Consider the following 16707-nt stretch of genomic DNA (forward strand, 5'->3'; position numbering starts at 1 on the left):
TCGATTCCACCCCAGTCACCCGATCACACCACCGTTACCACGCGTTTATGCGGGGCGAGCCCGTGTCTCCGACATGGCAAACGTCATCGTCGTCGGCGGCGGCCCCGCCGGCCTGAGCGCAGCCCTCTTCACGGCAAAGAACGGTCTCGAGACGGCGGTCTTCGACACCGACGGCACGTGGATGCACAAGGCCCACCTGTTCAACTACCCCGGCATCGGGTCGGTCGACGGCAGCCTCCTCGTCGACACGATGCGGGACCAGGCCGACGACTTCGGCGTCGAGCGTCACCAGGGCGTCGAGGTGACCGGCGTCGAGGAGAGCGAGGACGGCTTCGTCGTCTCGACCGCCGAGGAGGAGTACGACGCCGACTACGTCGTGCTCGCGACCGGCGCGAGCCGCGACCTCGCCGAGGAGCTCGGCTGTGACCTCTCCGAGGACGACACGGTCGACGTCGGCGTGAACATGGAGACCTCCGTGGAGGACGCCTACGCGACGGGCGCGATGGTCCGCGCCGAGGAGTGGCAGGCGGTCATCTCCGCCGGCGACGGCGCGGCGGCCGCGCTCAACGTCCTCTCGAAGGAGAAGGGCGAACACTACCACGACTTCGACGTGCCCGCCGACGCCGAGCGCGTGCTCGGCTCGCTCGTCGACGAGGAGTAGCGCGGCCGAGTTCCGCCGTCCGTTTTCTTAAGTCCCCCGCGGCGCAGCCGATCGGTATGGACATCGGCGTGACCGTCGGCGACGACCTCGACCGGCTGGCGTCGTCGCCGGCGGCGTTCGACTTCGTCGAACTCGGCGTGGGCGCGGGCAGCCTCCCGCCCGAATCGATCGACCCGGACCGGCTCGACCGGGCGTTAGCGGGCCGCGATCTGATGGTCCACCTGCCGTACAGCCAACTGCTCACGAGCTACGCGCCCGAGGTCAACGACGCCATCGTCGCCTACCAGCGGCGGCTGCTGGAGGCCGCCGGCGACCTCGGCGCGGAGAAGGCCGTCCTCCACGCCACCTCCGCCGACCGCGACGACGTCGAGTTCCGCGAGGTCGCCGCCGACCAGCTCCGTCGGGTCGCCGACGCCGGACGCGAGGCGGGCGTCGAGGTCGTCGTCGAGAACGTGGGGCACCAACACCGCGGGATCCAGCTGTCGGTGCTCGGCGACGTCGCCCGCGAGACGGACACCGCGGTCTGTTTCGACGTGGGTCACGCCTACATGGAGGGCGGAAACAAGGCGATACGGCGGTTCCTCCGGAGCCACGGCGACCGCGTCTCACACCTCCACTGTCACGACGTGCGCCGGCGCGGCGACACGCACATCCCGGTCGGCGCGGGTGAAGTCGACTACGAGGGCGCGAGCGACGCGCTCGGGGAGTTCGACGGCACCGTCGCGCTGGAGGTGTTCACCGACGACGACGCGCTGCTCTGCGACTCCGCCGAGCGCGTCGCCGACCACCTCGGCGCGGAGTGGTGACCGAGTCCGTCAGCGCTCGTCGTCCCCCCCGGGCCCGGCGGAGGCGTCGGAGCCCGCGTCGTCGTCGCCCGCGTCCGCCCCGTCGTCGCTCCTCTCGTCCTCCGCTCCGTCGTCGAGCTGGCGCTTGATCGACTCCAGCTCCGACTCGACGTCGACCTCGGGTCGGCCCTCGTCGGCGGACCGGTTCGCGTCCGCCGGCGCGTCGCCCCCGTCCGTGGGGCGGTCGGGGCGGTCGTCGTCCGGGTCGGTCACGTCGATGCGGACCGCCCCGTCGTCGGAGCGGTCGTCGCCCCCCGTCCGCTCGTCGCCCCCCGTCCGCTCGTCGCTCCCGGCACGGTCGGCGGCCCCGCGCTCCGACCGCCTCGCCGCGTCCGCCTCCCGGCGGCCCTCCTCGATCCGGGCTTCGATCTCCGCGGAGAGGTCGCGCGCGTCCTCGATGATGGAGCGCGAGGCGGCCTCCTCGGGGAGGTCGGCCTCCGCGAGCGCGGTCCGGAGCTCCGAGAGCGAGCGCGCGAGGCCGGTCGCCGCGCCGTCGCGAGCGTCCGCGAGCCGGCCCGCCGTCGCGTCCGCGTCCTCCCGTAACTCCCGACCGGGATCGAGCAATCGGAGGGTTCCGCGCACCAGCTCCAGCGACGTGATCGTCGTCTCCAGGAGGGCGATCAGCGTCGGGATCGTGTACTGCTCGGTGAACCGGACCAGCTCGGAGAGCCGCGGCGGGCGCGGGGGACCGCGGCGGTCGCGCTCGGTTTCCCGGAGGTCGCGCCGGAGGTCGGAGAGCACGTCCTCGAGCTCGTCGAGCCGCTCCTCGAGGTCGTCGTCGCGCGGGCCGTCGCGGGAGCCACGGGAACTCATGTCCGCCCGTACGCGGCCGGGAGGTAAAAAGGCCGGCCGGCGGGCCGAGACGCCGATCCCGTCGCTACTCGAACCGGCCGCGGCGGTACTGGACCGGCCACTCGATCTCCGCGCCGAGCTCGTGGGCGGCCTCGAGCGGCCAGTACGGGTGGCGGAGCAGCTCGCGGCCGAGCGCGACGAGGTCGGCGCGTCCGTTGCGCACGAGCGCGTCGGCGTGGGTCGGCTCCGTGATCCCGCCGACCGCGGCGACCGGCACGTCGGTTCCCTCGCGGATCGCCTCCGCGTACGGCACCTGGTAGCCCGGTCCCGCGTTCGGGAGCTCCTGGTCCGGGTGGATCCCGCCGCCGGAGACGTCGATCAGGTCCGCGCCCGCCTCGGCGAGCAGCGGGGCCAGCCGCACCGAGTCGTCCACGTCCCACGAGTCGCGGTCGGGGAGCCAGTCGGTCGCGGAGATCCGGACGAAGACGGGCTTGTCGTCGGGCCAGACGCCGCGGACCGCCTCGACGACCTCGCGGACCAGCCGCGTCCGGTTCTCGAAGCTCCCGCCGTATTCGTCTCCGCGGTCGTTGGTGACCGGCGAGAGGAACTGGTGGAGGAGGTAGCCGTGGGCGGCGTGGACCTCCGCGATCTCGAAGCCGGCGGAGAGGGCGCGCTCCGCGGCCGCGGCGAACGCGTCGATCACGTCGTCGACGTCGTCGCCGTCCATGCGCCGGGTCGCGGCGGGCTCCTCGTCGGGGTACGGCTCGTCGGTCGCCGAGATCGTCTCCCAGCCCTCCTCGTGATCGAGCGGGAGCGCGTGGCCGCCCTCGCTCGGCGGAGCGTGCGAGGCCTTCCGGCCGGCGTGGGCCAGCTGGATCCCGGGGACCGCGCCCTGCGACCGGACGAACGACGTGACCGGTTCGAGCGCCTCGGCCTGCTCGTCCGACCAGATCCCCAGACAGCCGGGGGTGATGCGGCCGCGACGCTCGACCCCCGTCGCCTCCGTCATCACGACGCCCGCGCCGCCGACCGCCCGGCTCCCGAGGTGGACGCGGTGCCACTCGTTCGGCATCCCCTCCTCCGCGGAGTACTGACACATCGGCGAGAGCATGACCCGGTTCGGGATCTCCGTGTCGCGCAGCGAGAACGGCGTGAAAAGCGAGTCCGTCATCGTCGGGACCGACGCCGCCGTCGCGGTAATGCCCTCCGATAACCCGCCCGGATCGCCGCCATCCTCACCGTCGTCGCCGGCGTTCCGGTTCGATTTAGGTCGACCGAAACCTATAACCATACCCGCCCCCGAGCGGTCGCTAATGAGTAGCGGAGAACGCGTCGAACGTGACCTCGACGCTCCGGACGACGAGCCGCCGGCCGTGGCGACGAACCACACCACTCCCGACCGCACCGTCTTCATCGAGGAGGGCAACACCGACGCCTGGATCGCGACCGACCTCACCGTCGAACCCGAGCGCTGACGGAGAAACGCGGACGTCGATCGTCGATCGCCGACTCCCGACCCTCCGGAAGCCACCCGATCAGTCGAGCGCTTCGCGGCTGACGAGCGTGTCGTCCTCGAGGTAGTGCTCGAGGTGGTGGGCGTGTTCCTCGACATCCACCAACACGTCGCGGAGCAGTTCCTCCGTGGCGTAGTCGCCGAGGTTGTCGGCGAGCCGAACGTGCTCGCGTACGCTCTCTACGACATCGCCGAACATCTCGAGGTCGTGCTCGAGCGACGTGCGAACGTCGTAGGCGTCGGCGTCCTCGGGGGTCACCGGCGCGTGTTCCTCGTAGTTCGCGCCGCCCGAGAGCGGGACGCCGCCGAGGGCCTGCGCGCGCTCGGCGATCGCGTCCGCACCCTCCTCGAGGTCGGCCGCGACCTCGCCGAGGTACTCGTGGACGTCGTGGAACTCCGCGCCCTCGACGAGCCAGTGGTGTTTCTTGATCTGGTGGTACAACACGTACGTGGCCGCGAGGTCGGTGTTGAGCGCGTCGACGAGCTGTTCGGCCTTCTCTTCCGAGATCCGAAGCGCCTCGCTCTCGTGTACCTCTCCGTACCGCTGACGGGCCCGCGTTTGGGAACTCATCGTGACTTCGGATACGACCTCTACCCACTTAATTCTTCTATTATGGAAAAATTCGTTTCTGATATTGAAAGGAAATATCTCATGTCCTTCGGTGAGATCATCGAACATCGAACCATCCCGCGATCGCGTCGGCTTCGACTCTCGCGGAGTCGGCGGCGGTTCCCGACCGGATCGGTTCCGACCCCGCGTTCGGGGTCGGCGGGCGCGGCCGCGAAGGGAAACGTCTTAATGGACTACGCGCGCATTCTCCGGTATATGAGCAACGGCGACGACGATCCGGCCGACGGCTCCGAGGGGGCCGACGGCGACGCGGCGGCCGACGAGCCCGAGGCGACCGCCCCGACGCTCCCCGACGAGGCCACCGAGGAGTCCCTGACCGAGTACCTCGACGAGATCGAGACGCTGCTCGACGACGCCGAGACCGAGGCGGACCTCGACGACGTCGAGGCGCTGCTCGACGACGCCGAGGGGGCGCTGGCGGACGCCGACCTCCCCGAGCCCGACGAGGACGACGAGGACGCCGACGACCCGCGCGGCGACCTCGAGGACCGGATCGCGGCGCTCCGCGAGAGCGTCGAGGAGGCGCGCGGCCCCTACGCCGAGGACGTCGTCGAGGCGATCGAGACGGCGGCCTCGACGCTCGAGGACACCGAGTGGACCGCCGACGGGCACGGGGACGCCGCGGAGGCGGTCCGCGCGTTCGTCGACGCGGCCGCCGACGCGGTCGACGTCGAGGCGGTCGACGACGGCGAAACCGACGGGGACGCGGCGGACGCGCTCCTCGACGAGGTCGCGGAGGCGGCCGACGAAGACGGCGGAAACGGCGACGACGACGGCGAGACGGCGGACGCGGACGGTCCGGAGACGGCCGACGGTCCGGACGGGGAGGTCCCGATCGCGGACCTCGTCGCCGCGCTCGACGCGGTCGCCGGCGCGATCGGCGAGGCGGACCTCGACCCCGACGACGACGCGGAGACGATCGCGGCGCTCCTGGAGGCGACCGGCGCGCTCGAGGACGGCCTGGAGGACGCCGAGGAGTGGGACGACCTCGAGACCCACGAGCAGCTCCGCGCGCAGGGGTACTACGACGTGCTCGGCCACTACAAGGACTATCCCGTCGAGTGGGCGGCGCTGAAGGAACACGAGGCGCGCGGCAACGTCGACATGATCCTGCTCGCGCTCGATTCCCTCCAGTCGGACTTCATGGAGCGCCACTGTCTCGAGGCGCTCGAGCGGATGGGCAAACGCGGCAAGACCGAGGCGTCGCTCGAGGAGCTGGTCGGCCGCGCCGGCAAGCGCGACCAGTTCGCGATCCGCATCCTCGGGAAGATGGCGGCCGAGGAGGCGGTCGAGACGCTCCTCGAGTACGTCGACGAGGACTCGAACCCGCAGCTCCAGAAGGCGACGTTCAAGGCGCTCGGCGAGATCGGCGCGACAGACGCCGTCGGCCCGCTCGCGGGGAAGCTGGAGATGGAGGACGACCACGTCCGCCCGCTCGCCGCGCGCGCGCTCGGGCTCATCGGCGACGCGCGGGCGGTCGACCCGCTCGCCGACGCGCTCGCCGAGGACGACTCCGACGACGTCCGCGCGGCCGCCGGCTGGGCGCTCCGGCAGATCGGCACGCGGGAGGCGCTCGAGACGGTCGCCGACTACGCCGACGAGCGCTCGTTCATCGTCCAGACGGAAGCCGAGAAGGCGAAGGCGGCCCTCGACGCCGCGGCGACGCCGGCGTAGCCGGGGGATCTCGGCCTCTTCGTTTCGAACCGCCGCCGAGCCGCTTTCGAATCGGTTCCGAACGCTCGTAGCCGACTCGATGACGCGTCGATATCGACCTCAGCGACGCCTCGGTATCGGGCGTCTGCGCTGCTCTGTGTGCGATATGCGTGAGAAAGCGGGTCGCGTCCGGCGTCCTCCGATGAGAACGAAACGGGCTCGATTTTCGTCGTGTGAGATCTCGGGGCGACGATCGCCCGGGGGGAGCTTAGTTGCGGACGACGTTCGTCGCGCGGGGGCCTTTCGGCGACGACTCGATGTCGAACTCTAACTCCTGTCCCTCCTCGAGGTCCGGACCGCCGACGTCCTCCATGTGGAAGAACACGTCATCGTCCTCGTCCTCAGTCGAAATGAAACCGTAGCCGCCAGTGTCGTTGAAGAAATCAACCTTTCCGTTTGCCATTGCAATCAAACGTACGGCCGATCGGGGGATAACCCTTGCGAGGGTCGTGGTACCACGAGGGGGCCGGTCGTTTATCCCTGATGCCGCGGCCAGAGCGCGCATGCGACCCTCGATCGGCCGAGTCCGCCGAGTCATCCGGGGCGGATCCGCGGTTCGAGTCGAAGTCACCGTCCGAGTCGTCGTCGCGGTCGCGGTCCTGATCGCGGCCGTCGGACCGGCCGCGGGCGTCGCCGGCGCGGCGACCGGGCCGTCGGCCGCTTCGGACGCCGCCGATCCGTCGCGGACCGCCACCATCGACGCGACCGGTCCCCGGATCGTCGAGCTGTACCCCAACCCGACTACGGAGGGGAACCGCGGCGAGTACCTCGTCGTCAGGCTCTCGGAGCCCGGTAACTGGTCGCTCTCCGACGGCCACCACGAGGCGTCGATCCCGTCGAACGCGACCGGGACCGTCGCGCTCTCGATGGAACCGGCACTCACGCGGGAACACCTCGTCGGCCGCGACGTTCCCGTCCGCGCGCTCGACGACCACTTCCCGCTGTCCGCGAGCGGCGACCGGATCGTTCTCCGCCTGGACGGTGACCCCGTCGACGTCGTCGCGTACGACCGGGTCCGCGAGGGGTACCGCTGGCGGGCGGCGTGGGACGAGTGGCGGCCGAACGGGTACGCGCCGCGCACGCCGGAGCGCGTCGCCGGCGCGTCCGTGACGCCGTTCGTCCTCCCGGACAGCCCCGACGTTCCCGTCGACCCGCTCGCAGCCGCCGAGGACCGGATCCTGCTGGCCGGCTACACGGTCGAGTCCGACCGGGTCGTAAAGCGCCTCGTCGACGCGGCCGCCCGCGGGGCGGAGGTGCGCGTCCTCCTCGAAGGCTCCCCCGTGGGCGGCTTCCCGAAGCGGGGCGCGCGCGTCGCCGACCGCCTCGTCGCCGCCGGCGTCGAGGTCCGCGTCCTCGACGGCGAGCCGAACCGGTTCCGGTTTCACCACGCCAAGTACGCGGTCGCCGACGACCGGGCGGTCGTGCTCACCGAGAACTGGAAGCGGTCGGGGACGGGCGGCGGATCGAGCCGCGGCTGGGGCGTGATCGCGGACGACCCGGCGGTCGCCGCGGACCTCGCGACGCTCTTCGAGAACGACGCGACCGGCCCCGACACCCGGTCCTGGAGGGAGTTTCGCGCCGACGCGACGTTTCACGGACCGCCCGCGTACGGCGGTGGCGACGGCGGTGCGAGCGGTCGAGACGACACGGACGGGGCCGACGTCGAGGACCGACCGTACCCCGTGCGGTTCGATCCGCCGCCTCCGGCTCCCGCCGACGTGGAACTGCTCACCGCCCCCGGCAACGCCGGCGACCGGATCGTCGACCGGATCGACGCCGCCGACGACCGCGTCCTCGCGGTCGTCCCGCGGACGGGCGGCCCGGACGAGCGGATCGTCCGGGCGCTCCGGCGGGCGGCCGCGCGCGGCGTCGACGTTCACCTCCTGTTGTCGAACGCGTGGTACGACCGTGAGACGAACCGGAAGCTGGCTGAGACGCTGGCCGCGGAGCCGATCGAGGTCGCCGTCGCGGAGCCGCGCGGCCGGTACGGCAAGATCCACGCCAAGGGGCTCGTGATTGACGACGCCGCGGTCGTGGGGAGTCTCAACTGGAACGAGGGGGCGAGGACGGAGAACCGCGAGGTGCTCCTCGCCGTCGAGAACGCCGAGGTCGCCGACTTCTACGCTCGAGCGTACGCCGCGGACTGGCGCGGCGGCGGCGTCCACCTGCCGGTCGGCACGGTCGTCGGACTGGTCGGCACGGTCGTCGTCTCGGGAGCGGTCGCGCGTCGGGAGATCGAGTTCGTGTGAGCCGGGTCGATCGGCTCGAGACGCCGGCTCAGTCGTCGATGACGGCGGTCGAGGAGAGCGTCTCGTCGATCTCCGCCTCCGCCATCTTCCCGACGAGCGCGTCGATGACGGCCTCGCGACGGCCCTTCACGAACTTGATCGAGCCGACGACGAGGTGGCCGCCCCCGGAGACGCCGGCCTCGGGGAGCTCCTCGTTCAGCTCCGTCACCATCGTCGGGATGTCGAGCCGGACGCCGTCCGAGCGGAGGACGGCGAAGTCCGGCCCGTAGCCGATCGTGATGACCGGGTCGCCCGTCTCCTGAACCCGCGTGTCGTGGAGCTCGCCCGTCGTCTTCCCCGGCGCGGGGTAGGTGAAGCGGTGGGCGTACTCGTCGACGTCGATCCGGTAGAGGTGCGCGCCGGAGGCGAGCCGCTCGTGTTCGACGTGGTCGTCGACGGCCTCGAGCTGGCGGTCCACGTCGCGTTCGGCGCGCTCGGCGAGGAACTCGACGAGCTCCTCGTGCCGCTCGGGGTCGTCACAGCCGACGTTCAAGGCGTCGTTGACGAGCGTCTTCCCCTCGGAGTAGCGCAGCCAGTGGGCGGCGTAATCGAGCGCCTCGCCGATGTCGAGGAGGTCCTCTTTCCCGTAGCCGGCCTCGGCGGCGAGCTCGACGTAGTCGTCCATCGCCTCCGCCTTCGAGCGGTCCGAGAGGCCGGCGACGGCCGGCACGTGTTCGAGCTCCTCGGTGAGCGACGGGTCGATCAGCCGCGCGAGCTCGACGCACATCATGCCGGTGGTGACCCGGTAGTCCTCGCCGTGGAGGTAGGGGTTGACGTGGGCGTCCAGGAGCGGCGCGACCGCCTCGGGGTCGGGGTGGTGGTGGTCGACGACCGCGATGGGGATGTCGTAGTGCGTGAGGTTCTCGTAGGCGGGGACGTCCTCCTCGGTCGACCCGTTGTCGAGCATGAGAAGCAGGGGGAGCTTCCGGCCGTGGCGGGCGCGCCCCTCGAGCGCGAAGTTGAGGTCGCGGGTGACGTCCTCCATCTCGTAGTAGGGTGCCTTGCTCGGGAGCCGCTTGAAGAGGTGTCGCGAGGCGTCCGGGTCCTCGTGGACCTCGCGAACGAGCCGTTCGAGCGCCAGCTGGACCGGGATCGCCGCGCACATCCCGTCGCCGTCGGCGTGGTGGCGGACCCGGATCGGCCGTCCGGCGAGGACGGTTCTCCGGAGCAGCCGGGCCAGGTCGCGGAGGTCGTCGTGGATCGACTCGAACGCCTCCCACTCGACGAGCGGGTCCACGTCGGCCGGCTCCGCGCGCTCCTCGAGCGCCGCCTCGAACCGGTCGCGCGCTTCCGTGGCCCGGTCGCCGGAGAGCGCCGAGAGCGAGTCGACCTCGATCTGGAGGCCGCCCTCCCGCGTCTCGACGGTCCCGGAGACGTGGACCAGGTCGCCCACCTCGACGCCGGGATACGCCCGCACGCCGGCCTCCTCGAAGGCGGCACACGAGACGACGCCCGAGGCGTCGGCGACGCCGAAGATCGTCGGGCCGCCGGTCTGTTTCGTCTGGACGACCTCCCCTTCGACCGTCACCTCGTCGCCCGGCACGAGCCCGCGGACCCGCGAGATCGTCGGCTCGTGTTCGACGGTCTCGGTCGTGTAGCCGCCCGGCGACGCCTCCTCGAAGGCGACGTCGCCGTTCTCCTTGACCTCGGTCAGCCGAACGATGAGCCGGTCGCCGACCGCGTACTCGCCGTCGAGGTTCGACTCGTGGACGAGGCCGCTCACGGCGTCGGAGACGTCGACGAAGATCCCGTAGTCGACGACGCCGTTGACGGCGGCGTGATACAGCGCGCCGGTCTCGACGTCCTCGAGGGTACAGTCGGGTGCCAGATCGTGAACGACGTCTCGGTCGTCGCGTTCCCCCTCCGCCCTCACGGCGTCGGGTTCGGGACTCGAATCGTCCCGCATGCCGGAATCCCCGGCGGTGTGCTCGCTCATACACGCCGTTCGGGATCGGACGGTGTTAAGCTTGTTATGTTGCGCTCGCGACGCCGAGAGCGGCGACCCGTCCGCGACGAGGGTATCTCGAGGCGGAAGACCTCGAGACGAGGTCGCGTCCGGCCGCTCCCCGGCGGTCCGGAACCCATATGAGTCGACGGCGACTCCCTCGAGACATGCGACTGTTCCGGTCGGACGACCTCCTCGGGATCGCCCGGGAGACGATGGAGTTCGTCCTCGAGGCCAGCGAGGAGACCCACCCCAACGAGTACATGGGGTTCCTCCGCGCCGACGACGCTCGAGACCTCGACATCGACCGGGACGGACAGGTCATCACGGACGTGCTCGTCATCCCCGGGACGGAGTCGTCGCCGACGAGCGCGTCGGTCCGCTCGCACATGAAGCCGAACGACATGCGCTCGGTCGGGTCGGTTCACTCGCACCCGAACGGCGTGCTCCGGCCGAGCGACGCCGACCTCGCGACGTTCGGCCAGGGCGAGGTCCACATCATCGTCGGCGCGCCCTACGGGTGGGGCGACTGGAAGGCGTTCGACAACGAGGGGAACCGGCGCACCCTCGAGGTCCTCGACGTCGAGATGCCCGACGAGCACTTCTTCGATTTCACCCAGGAGGACATCGACCGCGAGCTGGGCGACGCGAACGACGACCGGGGCGGGTTCCTCTCGTGGCTGCGATGACCCGGGTCGTCGCGCAGGGGACCTTCGATCTGCTCCATCCCGGCCACGTTCACTACCTGGAAGACGCCGCGACGTACGGCGACGAGCTCCACGCGATCGTCGCCCGGGAGGCGAACGTCACCCACAAGGCGAAGCCGATCCTCTCCGACCGCCAGCGGCGGGACATGGTCGCCGCGCTCGCCGCCGTCGACGAGGCGCACCTCGGTCACACCGAGGACATCTTCGTGCCGATCGAGGCGATCGACCCGGACGTCATCGTGCTCGGCTACGACCAGCACCACGACGAGGACGCCATCGCGGCCGCGCTCGCGGATCGGGGCATCGACTGCCGCCTCGAGCGCGCGTCCGGCCGGAAGCCCCGCCACGACGACGAGCTGCTCTCGACGGGCGACATCATCGACCGGGTCCTCGAGCGCCGCGGGTGAGGGGATCCGGCGCGGCCGCGACCGATCGCCGCGCGGTCGGCCCGGCGTCCGCGACTCCCCTGCGACCGCGACCTCCCGGCGACCGGCGGAAGCGCGGGACATATATGGACCGACGCCCAAGCCGATCCACGTGACGATACCCGACCGGTTCCCCGCGGTCCTCGCCGCGGCGGCGATGGGCGTGTACCTCCTCGTCGTCGTCGGGGCGACGACCTCGCTCACCGACGCCGCAGCCGCCTGCGGCGGCTGGCCCGCCTGCGGCGGTGGCTACGCGCTCCCCGACCAGCCGGCGGCCTGGATCGCGCTCGGCCACCGCGCGGCCGCCGCCGTCGTCGGGGGCTCGTCGTCGCCGCCGCGGCGCTGGCGTGGCTCGCCGACGCGGACCGTCGGGTCCGGGCCGCGCTCCTCCTCGCGCTCGCGCTGTTCCCGGCGCAGGCCGGGATCGGCGCGGTCGTCGCCCTCGGCGACACCTCGCTTTCGGTGCCGGGCGGAACGGTCCCGCTCGGGCTCACCCACCTCGCGCTCGGCGTGGCCATCTTCGCGAGCGTCCTCGCCGCGCTGGCGTGGTGGCTCGAGGCCGCGACCGGCGACGCGGACGACACTCCGACCGACTTCGAGCCGGGGACCGACGACCTGCCGCCGGTCGAGGACGCGCCCGAGCCGTCCGTGCCGACGGCGACGGTGCCGCGACTGCGCGCGACCGCGGCCGCGTACTTCCGGCTGATGAAGCCGCGGCTGATGTGGCTGCTCTGTCTCGTGGCCGCCGCCGCGATGGCGCTCGCCGGCGGTCCGGGGTTCACGCCGTACGCGGTCGCGGCGACGCTCGTCGGCGGGGCGCTCTCCATCGGCGCGTCGGGCACGTTCAACCACGTGTTCGAACGCGACGTCGACAGGCGGATGCGACGGACCAACGACCGGCCGCTGGCGACCGACCTGGTCCCGGTCCCGCACGCGCTCGCGTTCGGCGGGCTGTTGACGGCCGTCTCCCTCGGACTGTTCTGGAGCGTGAACGCCCTGACCGCCGCGCTCGGGCTAGTCGCGATCCTGTTCTACAGCGTCGTGTACACGCTCGTGTTGAAGCCGAACACGGTCCAGAACACCGTCCTCGGCGGTGCGGCGGGCGCGCTCCCGGCGCTCATCGGCTGGGCGGCGGTCACCGGCGAGATCGGCGGCGGCGGGCTGCTGCTCGCGGCCGTGATCTTCCTGTGGACGCCCGCGCACTTCTACAACCTCGCGCTGGCGTACAAGGAGGACTACGCCCGCGGCGGGTTCCCGATGATGCCCGTCGTCCGCGGCGAGACCGCCACCCGCCGACACATCCTCTGGTACCTCGGGGCGACGCTCGTCGCTGCGGTCGCGCTCGCGGCCGTCGCCGACCCGCTCGGCGCGCTGTACTCGCTCGTCGGCGTGGCGCTCGGCGCGGTCTTCCTCTGGACCGTCGTCCGACTCCACTACGAGCGGAGCGAGTCCGCGGCGTTCCGGGCGTTCCACGCGTCGAACGCGTACCTCGGACTGTTGCTGTTCGCCGTCGTCCTCGACGCGCTCGTCGTCTGAATCCGATCGACCCGGAGATCGCCGGGGCAGCCGTTTTATGCCGTTCGAGGTCCTACTCGCGCGTATGACGCGAGTCGAGATCGAGTACTGCGTACCGTGCGGCATGCTGGACCGGGCACAGGACGTCTCGCGGGCGGTCCTCGAGCAGTTCGGGGAGGAACTCGAGGAGGTCGCGCTCGTGACCGGCGACCACGGCGTGTTCATCGTCCGCGTGGACGGCGAGGTCGTCTACGACAAAGACGAGGACGGCTACGACGTCGACGACATCGTCCGCGCGGTGAAGCCACACGTCGGCGCGGCCGCGTAGGCTACGACCCGCCCGCTCGGGCCGTCGACCGGTCCGGGATCGTTCCGAGACCGCTCCTCGACCGCCGGGGGAAGTTAATTGTTCCTCGCTGACGAACCCGGAGCCGATGGCGGGCCAAACGGAACGGGACCCGAACGAACTCGGCGGCGATACCTCGGACGAGAGCCGCGGCTTCGGCGGGGCGGACGGCCCCGAGTGGCTGGACCGAACGTGGTACCGATCGGGGGTCGGGATCGCGATCGCCGTCGGCGATCTCCTGTTGACCGTCGTCCTCGTGGCGGCGGCGACCGTGACCTACGACGGCTCGTTCGCCGGGGTGGCGGACCTGTCCGCCGGTCTCGTTCCACCGTACGTCCCCGTGTTCAGCCTGCTCGGCGCGCTCGGGTTCGTCTTCACGACGCTGATCGAGCGGTTCGACGGCTCGGCCGGCAGGCTGCTCCGGTACAACTTCCACCTCCTCGCCGCGCTGCCGCTCGGCATCGGGGTCTTCCTGCTGTCGGACGTCGTTCTGGGCGAGGCCGCGACCAACGACGCCCTCGTCGCCGGGACGGTGTTCCTCGCGGGGCTGTACGTGAACCTCGCGTACAAGCGGCTCGGCGCCCTGGCGCGCCGGCTCCTGCCGGGCGGGCGCAGCGACGGGAACGACACGGACGCGGACGGCGGATCCGGATCGAAGGCGGACGGAGAGTCGTCCGAATCGGACGCCGACGACGACCGGTCCGAACCGGATCCGTCGAGGTGAGGCGGGACGCGGTCACTCCCCGCCGGCGACCGACCGCGCCGAGTTGCTCACGACGAGCAGGCTGCTCGTCCCCATCGCGAGCGCGGCCAGGAGCGGGTTGAGCGCCCCGGAGACCGCGAGCGGGATCGCGATCGCGTTGTAGGCGAACGCCCACCCGAGGTTCTCCCTGATCCGCCGGTTCGTCCCGCTCGTGACGTCGAACAGCTCCGGGATCGCGGAGAGGCGGTCCTCGAGGAGGACGGCGTCCGCGGCGTCGGTCGCGAGGTCGGTCCCGCTGGCGACGGAGACGCCGAGGTCGGCCGCCGCGAGCGCCGGCGCGTCGTTGCTGCCGTCGCCGACCATCGCGACGCGCTCTCGCGCGCCGAGCCGCCGTACCGTCTCGGCTTTCGCCTCCGGCGGGACCCCCGCGAACACCTCGTCGATCGCCGGGTGCTCCTCGAAGCGCCGCGCCGCCGCGGCCGAGTCGCCGGTGAGCACGACGACGCGTTTCCCGCGCTCGACGAGGTCGGTCACGACCGCCTCCCATCCCTCGCGGACCCCGTCGCCGACGACGAGAACGCCCCGGACGCGTCCGTCCCAGCCGACGAAGACGGGGACGTTCCCGTCCGCCGTCGCGCGCTCGCCCGCCTCGCGGAGTCGGTCGGGGAGCGCCCACCCGCGGTCCACGAACAGCGAGCGGTGGCCGACGACGACGCGGTCGCCGTCGATCCTCCCCGCGACGCCGCGGTCGGTGACCTCGACGTCGGCGGCGTCGGCGGCGTCGACGGCTACCCCGTCCGGGGGATCGTCGGGATCGATCGACTCGCCCGCTGGATCGGGCTCAGTCCCTCCCGCGCGGCCCGTCCCGGTCGCGGGCTCGGTCCCACCGTCGGCGACGGTTGCGGGGGAGGCGGATGACCGCCGGCCGGCCGCGTCCCGGTCCGCCGCGGCCGCGTCGACGATCGCCTCGGCGATCGGGTGGGCGGACGCGCGCTCGAGCGCGGCCGCCCGCCGGAGGACCCGGTCGGCGTCCGCGTCGGGATCGGTGTCGGAGGTGGCGGAGTCGGCGGTGGAGCCGGTGGAGCCGGAGTCGGACGATTCCGAACCGCCGTCGAGAACCGTCTCGAGCAGCCGCATCTCGCCGTCGGTGAGCGTGCCGGTCTTGTCGAGCACGACCGCGTCGATCTCGGCGCCGGCCTCGAAGACGGCGTCGGAGACGATCACGATCCCGCGGCGGGCGGCGTCGCGGATCCCGGCGGCGACCGCGAGCGGGGTCGCGAGCCCGAGCGCGCACGGACACGAGACGATGAGCACCGTGAGCGCGACGAGCGCCGCGTCCGTCGGCGCGCCGCCGAACGCCAGCGTGCCCGCGCCGGCGATCGCGGCGACCGCGACGACGAGCGGGACGAACACGGTCGCGAGCCGGTCGACGAGCCGCTGGATCCCCGACCGCGAGCTCTGGATGTCCCACAGCAGGCGCACGAGCGTGTCGAGCGTGCTCGTGGCGTCCTCGCCCACCTCGACCACGAGCGGCGAGTCCGTGACGACGGTCCCGCCGCGGACCGCGTCGCCGGGGTGTTTCGTCGCCGGCAGCGACTCGCCGGTGACGAGCGCCTCGTCGACGGCGGCGGTCCCCTCCGCGACCGTCCCGTCGAACGGGACGCGCTCGCCGGGGCGCACGAGCAGCCGGTCGCCCGGCTCGACCGCCTCCGTCGGGACGGTCTCGCCCGACTCCCGGCGCGCCTCGCTCTCGGCCGCGGTCGTCAGCTCCGAGAGCATCCCGGTCGCGCGCGATTTGATCCGCGACTCGTACTCGTTGCCCGCGGTGACGACGAGGATCACGGCGATCGTCACGTCGAAGTAGAGGTCGGTCCGGCCGACGAGCATCGCGAGCGTGCTGTACGCGTAGGAGCTGACGGCCGCCAGCGACACCAACAGATCCATGTTCGGCCGGCCCGCCCGCAGGCTCACGTACGCCCCGCGGAGGATCGGGTAGCCCGTGTAGAACAACACGATCGAGGTGAAAAGCCAGATCTGCGTGAAGAGGTAGAGCCCGCTCACGCCGCCGAGATCGAGGAGGGGGTCGTAGCCGAAGTAGGTCGGATACAGGAAGAGGACGTACCACAGCATCGCCATCATCCCGAAGAAGCCGCCGCCGATCAGGAACCGCACCACGTCGACGTCGTCGCCCGCGGGCTCGGGGTCGGCCCGGTCGCTCGCGGTGTAGCCGGCGACCGAGAGCGCGTCGGGCAGCTCGTCGGCGGTCACTCGATCGGGGTCGTACTCGACGCGGATCGTGTCGGTGGCGTAGCTCGCCTCCGCGGCCGCGACGCCCTCGCGCTCGGCGGCGGTCATCTCGAGGAACGACTCGCAGGTCGCACAGTGCATGCCGTCGACGTGGAGAAACGTCGTCTCGCCCTCGAAGTCGTCGGGCGGCTCCGCGTCCGGGGCCCGCGCCTCGAGGTCCTCGAGGTCGTCCACGTCCTCGAGCGAGCGCGCCACCGCGAGACACCCCTGACAGCAGTACTCGCCCTCGACGGCCGGGTCAGTGTGCGGGTCGGGTCCCGTCGGCAACTCACAGAGGGTACAGTTCGGCATTGGTGGTGGCTTCGTCCGCCCGGCT

Annotated in this window: 15 protein-coding genes and 1 pseudogene; 10 read left to right on the forward strand and 6 right to left on the reverse strand. The window is 71.8% G+C overall.

Features of this window, described 5'->3' with window-relative positions; genetic code table 11:
- Nucleotides 1–73 precede the first annotated feature (73 nt).
- Nucleotides 74–661 carry an NAD(P)/FAD-dependent oxidoreductase gene (locus AXA68_RS00995; RefSeq protein ID WP_066411598.1) on the forward strand — a complete coding sequence of 196 codons (588 nt, stop codon included), beginning with the start codon at nucleotides 74–76 and terminating at the stop codon, nucleotides 659–661.
- A gap of 56 nt (nucleotides 662–717) precedes the next feature.
- Complete coding sequence (locus tag AXA68_RS01000; protein WP_066411601.1) at nucleotides 718–1467, forward strand: sugar phosphate isomerase/epimerase family protein; 750 nt, start codon at nucleotides 718–720, stop codon at nucleotides 1465–1467.
- Nucleotides 1468–1476: 9 nt separating this feature from the next.
- Here the strand turns inward: AXA68_RS01000 and AXA68_RS01005 are convergent, their stop codons facing one another.
- Both AXA68_RS01005 and AXA68_RS01010 read right to left on the reverse strand, forming a co-directional pair.
- Nucleotides 1477–2319, reverse strand: coding sequence for a DUF7547 family protein (locus tag AXA68_RS01005; protein ID WP_066411604.1), 843 nt, complete (start codon nucleotides 2317–2319; stop codon nucleotides 1477–1479).
- Between the two features lie 64 nt (nucleotides 2320–2383).
- Entirely contained in the window at nucleotides 2384–3469 is a 1086-nt protein-coding gene (locus AXA68_RS01010) for an NADH:flavin oxidoreductase/NADH oxidase (RefSeq protein ID WP_066411606.1), read from the reverse strand.
- Nucleotides 3470–3611: 142 nt separating this feature from the next.
- Here AXA68_RS01010 and AXA68_RS16980 point away from each other — a divergent pair, with 142 nt between their 5' ends.
- Complete coding sequence (locus AXA68_RS16980; RefSeq protein WP_198530005.1) at nucleotides 3612–3773, forward strand: hypothetical protein; 162 nt, start codon at nucleotides 3612–3614, stop codon at nucleotides 3771–3773.
- Nucleotides 3774–3833: 60 nt separating this feature from the next.
- On the opposite strand, the gene dpsA is transcribed toward AXA68_RS16980, so the two are convergent.
- On the reverse strand, nucleotides 3834–4382 hold the full coding sequence (dpsA, locus tag AXA68_RS01015) for a DNA starvation/stationary phase protection protein DpsA (RefSeq protein WP_066411609.1): 549 nt from the start codon (nucleotides 4380–4382) through the stop codon (nucleotides 3834–3836).
- 255 nt (nucleotides 4383–4637) lie between these two features.
- Between dpsA and AXA68_RS01020 the strand changes: the two genes are divergently transcribed.
- Nucleotides 4638–6116 carry a HEAT repeat domain-containing protein gene (locus AXA68_RS01020; RefSeq protein ID WP_066418283.1) on the forward strand — a complete coding sequence of 493 codons (1479 nt, stop codon included), beginning with the start codon at nucleotides 4638–4640 and terminating at the stop codon, nucleotides 6114–6116.
- Nucleotides 6117–6363: 247 nt separating this feature from the next.
- Here the strand turns inward: AXA68_RS01020 and AXA68_RS01025 are convergent, their stop codons facing one another.
- The gene (locus AXA68_RS01025) at nucleotides 6364–6558 is read right to left on the reverse strand and encodes a cold-shock protein (RefSeq protein WP_066411613.1); all 195 of its coding nucleotides are present in this window, start codon (nucleotides 6556–6558) and stop codon (nucleotides 6364–6366) included.
- A 100-nt stretch (nucleotides 6559–6658) separates the two neighbouring features.
- Between AXA68_RS01025 and AXA68_RS01030 the strand changes: the two genes are divergently transcribed.
- Nucleotides 6659–8404 carry a phospholipase D-like domain-containing protein gene (locus AXA68_RS01030; protein ID WP_080505125.1) on the forward strand — a complete coding sequence of 582 codons (1746 nt, stop codon included), beginning with the start codon at nucleotides 6659–6661 and terminating at the stop codon, nucleotides 8402–8404.
- A 28-nt stretch (nucleotides 8405–8432) separates the two neighbouring features.
- On the opposite strand, the gene AXA68_RS01035 is transcribed toward AXA68_RS01030, so the two are convergent.
- The gene (locus AXA68_RS01035; protein WP_066411616.1) at nucleotides 8433–10379 is read right to left on the reverse strand and encodes a DHH family phosphoesterase; all 1947 of its coding nucleotides are present in this window, start codon (nucleotides 10377–10379) and stop codon (nucleotides 8433–8435) included.
- A 176-nt stretch (nucleotides 10380–10555) separates the two neighbouring features.
- Between AXA68_RS01035 and AXA68_RS01040 the strand changes: the two genes are divergently transcribed.
- From AXA68_RS01040 to AXA68_RS01060, 5 genes and pseudogenes are all read left to right on the forward strand, one after another.
- A complete protein-coding gene (locus AXA68_RS01040; protein WP_066411619.1) occupies nucleotides 10556–11077 on the forward strand; it encodes a Mov34/MPN/PAD-1 family protein in 522 nt (173 codons plus the stop codon).
- Nucleotides 11074–11502, forward strand: coding sequence for an adenylyltransferase/cytidyltransferase family protein (locus tag AXA68_RS01045; RefSeq protein ID WP_066411621.1), 429 nt, complete (start codon nucleotides 11074–11076; stop codon nucleotides 11500–11502). The genes AXA68_RS01040 and AXA68_RS01045 overlap by 4 nt, the downstream gene beginning before the upstream one ends.
- A 130-nt stretch (nucleotides 11503–11632) precedes the next feature.
- Nucleotides 11633–13056: pseudogene (locus AXA68_RS01050) on the forward strand (heme o synthase).
- Nucleotides 13057–13120: 64 nt separating this feature from the next.
- Nucleotides 13121–13363, forward strand: a complete 243-nt coding sequence (locus tag AXA68_RS01055; RefSeq protein WP_066411623.1) for a SelT/SelW/SelH family protein — start codon at nucleotides 13121–13123, stop codon at nucleotides 13361–13363.
- Between the two features lie 106 nt (nucleotides 13364–13469).
- Nucleotides 13470–14105, forward strand: a complete 636-nt coding sequence (locus AXA68_RS01060) for a hypothetical protein (RefSeq protein ID WP_066411625.1) — start codon at nucleotides 13470–13472, stop codon at nucleotides 14103–14105.
- A 12-nt stretch (nucleotides 14106–14117) separates the two neighbouring features.
- Here the strand turns inward: AXA68_RS01060 and AXA68_RS01065 are convergent, their stop codons facing one another.
- A complete protein-coding gene (locus tag AXA68_RS01065; protein WP_066411626.1) occupies nucleotides 14118–16682 on the reverse strand; it encodes a heavy metal translocating P-type ATPase in 2565 nt (854 codons plus the stop codon).
- Nucleotides 16683–16707: the final 25 nt, after the last annotated feature.

This window comes from Halorubrum aethiopicum, from assembly GCF_001542905.1.
Taxonomy (GTDB): domain Archaea; phylum Halobacteriota; class Halobacteria; order Halobacteriales; family Haloferacaceae; genus Halorubrum; species Halorubrum aethiopicum.